Raw genomic sequence first — 5,277 nt, 5'->3', positions numbered from 1 at the left:
CTTTAACCCATCCCACGCTATGAAGCCAATCATAATCTTCATTTTGCGCGGCCCAGTCTGGAATATCTTCCTTGCTGTCTTCCCATGAATAGATATTTTCGCCCGTTGGTGTAGGTTTATTTTGATAAACTAAAACAGTGACAAAATATTTTAATTCAGCGGGTTTATAGTGGTGTTGTACTTTTCCATTTCCATCCATATCACAATAATCAAATCTTCGAATAGTTTTTTCAATATAAGCCCAGCACTTAATTTCTTCTCCGACTTTGACGTCGGGATGTTCTGTGAAATTCCAATCTATATTAAGCATTGATTTCAATTTATCTGCAATCTCATTCAAAATTAAATAATCATCACAATTCGCAGTTCTTGCTAATTCTTGACATGCAGATATTAAAGACTCTGTATTGCTCATAATGACCTCTTCTTAATAATCATATTTTCACAAATTTCTTTAGCTCGATAGCAAGTGTCAATATCGAACCAGCCAAAATGACATTCACATTTATTGATACCCAATTTTCTTGCTAGCCATTTATACGCATCCGTGCGCTCTAAATTCCATCTCTCTCGCATTTCTTCAAAATGCCAATGACCGCTAATTCTAGCATTTCGAGTTGCTTTATCTGCTAACGTTCCAAGCGGAATATCTGTGAACGGGTGCATGCCGACATATGCTGCGCACGATGTACATATATATAGCCACGGCCATTTGCTGTGTTTTTTGCCGAATATTTTTTCATGATGAAGTATTGTTACGCGTCCATCGCAGTAGTGACAATTAACTGGAATTGGGAGCGGGTCTTTAACCCGCTGAATTGCTTTTTTACAGGGATTCCACGGTGTTTTCTCCATAATAAATCCTCAAGCTACAGTATTATTAAATCAGAGGGCTTTGTTGTGCCTCACCAAGAATGACAACTTTTGCTATTCGCTGCATGAATGTTTCTGTTGCTAATGCTCCTGAATAAACTTCATAACATGATTCTCTGATTCCGATACCAAAAAGTTTTGTATTCAAATATTCTTGCGCATTATGTTTAGCGTTTACTGTGTTCCACAATGAGCCATTAAAAACCCTGCGTCGTATTGCTTTTTTATTGAAAACAACAGATTTTTCAAAAACTGGCAAAACAATAGTGCATCCAGCGAACCCCTCTGCTGTTCCTTTTTTATGCTCATAGCAGTGCACAAGACCATCACACTCAGCAACGAAAATCCCGTCGCAAATTTCGTAGTATTTATCGAATTTAAATTTGTCTACAACAACACCTAGGCACCCTTTTTGAACCGCTTCTCCGTAAAACACTCCTGTAGTGTTTAAATTAAATACTTCGATGCTGTAAATTTTCATATATCCTCCCGCCGTATAACAGCTGGTTATTCATTAATGGGTGTGGTTAAAATAGAGCGAGTTGGCATTCACACTGAATATCTTGCATTGCAGCGTGAATATATTGTTTCTGCGATGGCATCCGTGCCGCTAGTTCATCCCGTTCATCATCAGCGAACATTTGTATAATGCCGTCAAATGAGTTCTTGCCGCGGTACATAATCATGTCAGTTCCATTGCGATTTTCCATTTTTCGAACATCATTTGAGTTCAATATTTTCAAAAACTCAGCGGCTAATTCCGGCTCATCTTTTGCAGCCAATGCAATTTTCTGTATGCTCTTTTTGATACAAAAACAGCAATTGCCAAGATGTTCTGGAATTTGTAGATCAAATGGCTGGCGGCTCCACCAATCAAGAATTCCGAACTTATCAATATCAGCGATATCTGCAAGATAGCTTGTGCGTTCCTTGCGTTTTATCCGTTTGGGTTCGTCGGCGCGAATACCGATCCATGTGCGATAATTCTTTTTCCCTATGCGTTCGTCGCAATATTTTTTAAATGGGACGAGTTTCATTCTATCCGTGCAGAACTCGCCGCCAACGTATGGAGTACCATATTTTTTCAGCATTGCTCGCCACGGTTCCAAATCATGTTTAATTTCATCCAAACTTAGAATTTGATAGCTATTTCCTTTTCCCAACTCTGGATTAATAACAACTCTCAGACAAATTAAATCAATTTTCCAATGCTGAACTAAATCACGAATAAACTCATATGTTTTCGGATGTTCAGCTCCGGTATCCATAAATACATATTGAACATTCTCACCGGCTTTCCTGCGCTGTTCCATCATATACGCGAGATATGCCGATGTCCTGCCGCCTGAAATTGATACGACATTGATCATAAGATGCTCTTATTTAATTAACATAACGATTTCCCACATATTCATTGTCCATTGAGCCTAATAATTTAGTTCTTAACTCCGTAAGAATCTGTCTCTCTTCATGCGTGCTGCATGAAGTAAATGCAGTGGAATATTCGACATGATGCTTATTTAAGTCTTCATTAAACGAGATAAGAATTTCTAACTTCACAGCCATAAATCACCTCATTAATTTAATTTAATTTAATTTAATTTAATTTTTACATCTTTCAGGATTTCCAAGAATAAATACACTATGAGTAAAGTCGTCGTACTTTACTCTTTTATCGATTTCTCTTTTTTTCTTTTTCCTTTTTTTATCTCTACAGCTCTGACATTCAATACAGCTACCATTAGACACGTATCTTAGCGTGTGCCCGCGAGGGCGCGGGTCGCCATTAAATTTTTCACCATATATCATAATTATCCTTATTTGGATTGTTGTATCACAAGTTTATTTAATTCATCTTCAAGAGACTTAATGTAATTATTTTTCTCCTCAGCAGCGTTAAGTGCTGTAAACGGATTTCTAGTTATTCTCCCTCCCGAAATTAACCAGCCTTTGTGAAAGCTGGAATACGGGCAATAAATCTTTCCGACTTGTATATTATCGTGCGAGTGTTTCATTTCTATTCCTATAATTGAGTGAGTTTTTGAATTTCATCCTTAAGTTCATTAATGAAAACGGTGACCTCCTTTTCAATTTCAAGCGCAAGCTCATCATCAAAATTAATACGCATCCTAAAGTATGATAGACTGGGAGGTAAACGGTCGTCATAGCTGATGAAGTCACACCATCTGCGACCTGTGCACATCATTTGAGCGTGCATTTGTAGCATATATTCACGCTTTGGCTTTTGTGTCTTAATTGTCTCAATGTGTGTCCATGTGTTAGGACATTTTATTTCAAGTAATCCACTGTCATTTACTAACCCATCAGGACTCGCACCGAATAATTCAATGCTGGGGTGTTCAACAAATCCCGTTTCACTAACAGTGGCGTCAAATTCATTAAGACAATACATTTCCCTTGCTACTGCTTCTAGCTCGTTGCCGCGTTCCATTGCAGCAGTTTTAAACCCTTCCTCATATTTCCCTGTAAGTTGTTCACATATGAGTTTTGCCATGTAATTATGACGAGATGCTGAGTAACCACTCTTAGTTTTAGCCATCACGTTAGCTACCCCGCTAGCCGTTACTTTCCCCAACCTGGCTTTGTACCATTCAGTTGTTTTCTGTTCCATTACTCACCTCACCTCACTGCATTCAGCGTCAATAGCAATACTGTTTTTAATCCGTTCTTTTTCAATATTACCGATGATTTTTTTCTCTTCCAGTGAGAGCTCTGTCCATAGTTTTTGAAATGCTTCCATGCTGATTTTTGCAGCCTCTTCGCAGCGAGTGATCAATCCTTGGCGATCAATGTGACTTTCCTGTCCGTTAATGACTTCAGTCGCAGCCCCAGCGGTAATTCGTTCTGCTTCGTCTTGGTCATATATACCAGCGAAACCAAATGCAAGCCGGGCGCATTGAATCATAGTCTTGTGCCGTAGCATTCGTTTTGGATGAGATTGCCACGGTTGCGTTGAACGCATACACTCACTCATGAATTCAGTCACGCCAGTTGGGTGAGTTCTGTCTTTACGATAAATTTTGCATGTACATGACTCATCATCTTGTTCAAACTCTATACCATCAAAATTTTTGTTTTCGTTGATAATTCTTGCCCATCCATCAACGCCGACAACTGGAACAATCCCTGCTGTTTTGTCTGGGAAAGCGTAAATTTCTTTTGTCCACGGATTTAGGTTATATTGATTGGCAACAATAAGCAGGGCAACAAATTGTTGTTCAGTTGCATTGCCCCTGAAAGCCGTAGCCTTTAATGTTTCAATCAGTTCCCCTTCTTGAACTTTCATCCCTAATTTTTCTGCTAGCGTCCCTGTCAGCGAAACTAAAGCGGTACTCATATCGTAAATTCCTCTTTTTTGGTTTTTAACAAACAAACTTCGTATAAAAAATCATTGAGCAAATTCATTGCTTCAATATTATCTTCAAATATATTGCCAAAATATTTATTTGTTATGTCTGAGAATAGCTTAGTTGATTCGAGCGGAAGTTTATTGTAAATAGTCTCAGCGTCCATGCTTTGTTGTTCTAATATAACTTCCCTGTAATGTTCCTCTTCCAGCCTTTTTTCTTCAATTTCATCATAAACGGCGTATGGACTCATATTATAAAGCCTCGATTTTATAACCCATGTTTTTGAAATATTCCTTTACTTCGTTGAAGCAAAGATTAGAATTGCCAATAATTTCATCCGGAGTTCCATTAATATAAATATCCCCATCATTCTTATCTATTTCAATTTCATTACCATTTTTCGTATGTTTATTTTTAAAAGAACCGCAGTGAATCTTAATCATAATTACCTCATGAAGATTAAAATAATTGTTGCAAAGAGAACTAAACAGACGGGATAGAGCATAGCGAAGAGCCATTCTTTAATCATATTCATATGCTAGTCTCAAATAGTTCATAGCTATTGACCAATTTATATTGCTCATCAATTGACGAGCAATATAAGCTTCACACTGAGCTAGATTGAAAAGTTGTTTGTTTATTTTCATGATATACCCCTTTAGCCATCCGCTAGCTTTAAAACTACATATTATTAAAACTCACCCTTGCTTATTTTAATTAATGCATCATGATGCTTTTCAGCCGCTTCTTTTGTTAGATGAATCCTGCCATTTTCTAATAACTCGATGTCCATTTCGCCACCCGTCCAGTTTATTGAGCCTGACCAAACTGCAACATAGTATTCTTGCCCCTTTTTTAACTCATAATCAACAGGCTTCGGAAAACTGACTTTACCGACAATTATCATTTCCTGCTTGCGGCGATATTTAAATTTTGTGTTCCACGCTGGATTGTGTAGACATTGTTCCCAGTTGACCGCTTCACTATTAAGCCGTTCCCACAGCAACCAAGGTTCATCAGTTCTCGAAGCATC

Annotated in this window: 9 protein-coding genes and 1 pseudogene; all 10 read right to left on the bottom strand. The window is 37.9% G+C overall.

Annotated elements, in window-relative coordinates; all coding sequences use genetic code 11:
- Window positions 1–415 (bottom strand): annotated as a pseudogene (locus tag ACGF7G_RS21465) (hypothetical protein); the annotation flags it as partial.
- Window positions 412–855 carry a zinc-finger-containing protein gene (locus ACGF7G_RS21460; protein ID WP_387468248.1) on the bottom strand — a complete coding sequence of 148 codons (444 nt, stop codon included), beginning with the start codon at window positions 853–855 and terminating at the stop codon, window positions 412–414. The gene ACGF7G_RS21460 and the pseudogene ACGF7G_RS21465, both read right to left, overlap by 4 nt.
- A gap of 25 nt (window positions 856–880) precedes the next feature.
- A complete protein-coding gene (locus ACGF7G_RS21455) occupies window positions 881–1,354 on the bottom strand; it encodes a hypothetical protein (protein WP_387468246.1) in 474 nt (157 codons plus the stop codon).
- A gap of 46 nt (window positions 1,355–1,400) precedes the next feature.
- Window positions 1,401–2,243, bottom strand: coding sequence for a phosphoadenosine phosphosulfate reductase family protein (locus ACGF7G_RS21450; protein WP_387468244.1), 843 nt, complete (start codon window positions 2,241–2,243; stop codon window positions 1,401–1,403).
- Window positions 2,244–2,690: 447 nt separating this feature from the next.
- Window positions 2,691–2,888 (bottom strand): DUF1317 family protein, encoded by a 198-nt coding sequence (locus tag ACGF7G_RS21445; protein WP_387468242.1) that lies wholly within the window; start codon window positions 2,886–2,888, stop codon window positions 2,691–2,693.
- 8 nt (window positions 2,889–2,896) lie between these two features.
- Entirely contained in the window at window positions 2,897–3,505 is a 609-nt protein-coding gene (locus tag ACGF7G_RS21440) for a lambda exonuclease family protein (RefSeq protein WP_387468241.1), read from the bottom strand.
- 3 nt (window positions 3,506–3,508) lie between these two features.
- Window positions 3,509–4,231, bottom strand: a complete 723-nt coding sequence (bet, locus tag ACGF7G_RS21435; protein ID WP_387468239.1) for a phage recombination protein Bet — start codon at window positions 4,229–4,231, stop codon at window positions 3,509–3,511.
- Window positions 4,228–4,494, bottom strand: coding sequence for a hypothetical protein (locus ACGF7G_RS21430; RefSeq protein ID WP_387468238.1), 267 nt, complete (start codon window positions 4,492–4,494; stop codon window positions 4,228–4,230). The genes bet and ACGF7G_RS21430 overlap by 4 nt, the downstream gene beginning before the upstream one ends.
- Before the next feature lies 1 nt (window position 4,495).
- Window positions 4,496–4,687, bottom strand: coding sequence for a hypothetical protein (locus tag ACGF7G_RS21425; protein WP_387468237.1), 192 nt, complete (start codon window positions 4,685–4,687; stop codon window positions 4,496–4,498).
- Window positions 4,688–4,935: 248 nt separating this feature from the next.
- Window positions 4,936–5,277, bottom strand: a 342-nt coding sequence (locus tag ACGF7G_RS21420) for a hypothetical protein (protein WP_387468235.1), incomplete at its 5' end; no start/stop codon positions are given.

The sequence above is a fragment of the Photorhabdus sp. RM323S genome (assembly GCF_042879375.1).
GTDB lineage: Bacteria > Pseudomonadota > Gammaproteobacteria > Enterobacterales > Enterobacteriaceae > Photorhabdus > Photorhabdus tasmaniensis.
The sequence above is the reverse complement of the archived record's forward strand: the minus strand, read 5'-3'. Positions and strand labels throughout refer to the sequence as shown.

Coding starts and splice junctions, on each gene's coding strand:
- ACGF7G_RS21450 (WP_387468244.1), bottom strand. CDS start 2,243: ATGATCAATGTCGTATCAATTTCAGGCGGCAGGACATCGGCATATCTC.
- ACGF7G_RS21445 (WP_387468242.1), bottom strand. CDS start 2,888: ATGAAACACTCGCACGATAATATACAAGTCGGAAAGATTTATTGCCCG.
- ACGF7G_RS21460 (WP_387468248.1), bottom strand. CDS start 855: ATGGAGAAAACACCGTGGAATCCCTGTAAAAAAGCAATTCAGCGGGTT.
- ACGF7G_RS21425 (WP_387468237.1), bottom strand. CDS start 4,687: ATGATTAAGATTCACTGCGGTTCTTTTAAAAATAAACATACGAAAAAT.
- ACGF7G_RS21455 (WP_387468246.1), bottom strand. CDS start 1,354: ATGAAAATTTACAGCATCGAAGTATTTAATTTAAACACTACAGGAGTG.
- ACGF7G_RS21430 (WP_387468238.1), bottom strand. CDS start 4,494: ATGAGTCCATACGCCGTTTATGATGAAATTGAAGAAAAAAGGCTGGAA.
- ACGF7G_RS21440 (WP_387468241.1), bottom strand. CDS start 3,505: ATGGAACAGAAAACAACTGAATGGTACAAAGCCAGGTTGGGGAAAGTA.
- bet (WP_387468239.1), bottom strand. CDS start 4,231: ATGAGTACCGCTTTAGTTTCGCTGACAGGGACGCTAGCAGAAAAATTA.